Source organism: Brachyspira sp. SAP_772, from assembly GCF_009755885.1.
Lineage (GTDB): Bacteria > Spirochaetota > Brachyspiria > Brachyspirales > Brachyspiraceae > Brachyspira.
Map to the genome: position 1 here is coordinate 1 of NZ_VYIX01000202.1, position 676 is coordinate 676.

Genomic DNA, 676 nt, shown 5'->3' on the forward strand with positions numbered 1-676 from the left:
CAAACATATTTGTAAGTTTATAAGTTTTACCTGTAAGYGTGCTAGATGACACGGCTAATGACTTCTTTGTAGAAGAACAAGAAAACATTATAAAGAATATAATAGATAATATTATAAGTATATTTTTTAAATTATTTCTTTTCATATCTCTTCAAAAATTAAATAGTTACTAGAAAGCACTGTATATAAAGTTAATTTTTTGCCTTCAATTTTATATGAGGTTACATCTTTTAAAAGATTTAAATACTCATATTCTGCTTTCATTTTGTCTTTAGGTCCAGACATTAATGTTGTTATTAAATTATAAACATTAAAAATATCTCCATCTATTTCATATAAAGATGAATATCTATTAAYTGCTGAAAAACCGCTTATTTTATTATCATTAAACTCTATTGTAATATTCATATCTGGATATATACTAACCAATTTAAACTTTCTGCCRTCTAATACATTTTTTTTATCTRTTATATTATTTTCTGAAATTTTATCCATAGTAGAACATGAACATATTAAAAATAACATAAAAAATAAAATTGATAATCTTTTCATAAACTTCCAAAATATATTTAAATTTATTACTATAATTATCGGTATTAGTATATTTATTTTTTATAATAAGATTTATTTAAAAATAAAAAGTCCCTTACCAAAACAGATAAGGGACTTAATACAA

The 676-nt window shown here is 20.8% G+C and carries 1 protein-coding gene; it reads right to left on the reverse strand.

The features are described 5' to 3' along the window. Positions 1–141: 141 nt before the first annotated feature. A complete protein-coding gene (locus tag GQX97_RS13545) occupies positions 142–552 on the reverse strand; it encodes an META domain-containing protein (RefSeq protein ID WP_157152310.1) in 411 nt (136 codons plus the stop codon). Positions 553–676: the final 124 nt, after the last annotated feature.